Origin of the sequence: Streptomyces sp. SID11385 (assembly GCF_010548245.1) — a bacterium.
Lineage (GTDB): Bacteria > Actinomycetota > Actinomycetes > Streptomycetales > Streptomycetaceae > Streptomyces.
The window spans coordinates 1-217 of the sequence record NZ_JAAGLR010000456.1 but is presented as its reverse complement, the minus strand read 5'-3'; the positions used below and the strand labels follow the sequence as shown (position 1 = coordinate 217).

General features: G+C 69.1%; 1 pseudogene. It reads right to left on the bottom strand.

What is annotated here, in order from left to right:
* Positions 1 to 217 (bottom strand): annotated as a pseudogene (locus G3I42_RS13750) (AMP-binding protein); the annotation flags it as partial.

Sequence of the window (217 nt, the reverse complement as noted above, 5' to 3'; positions counted from 1 at the left end):
CCCACTCGATGTCCTGCGGGTAGATGTTGCGCCCGTTGAGGATGATGACTTCCTTCAGGCGGCCGGTGATGTACAGCTCTCCGTCCTCGACGGCGCCGAGGTCACCGGTGCGCAGGAACCCGCCGAGCCCCTCCGCCGGCGCGGCGTGGAAAGTACGGGCGGTGTCCAGGGGCTGGCGCCAGTAGCCCTGGGCGACGCTGTCACCGCGCAGCCAGAT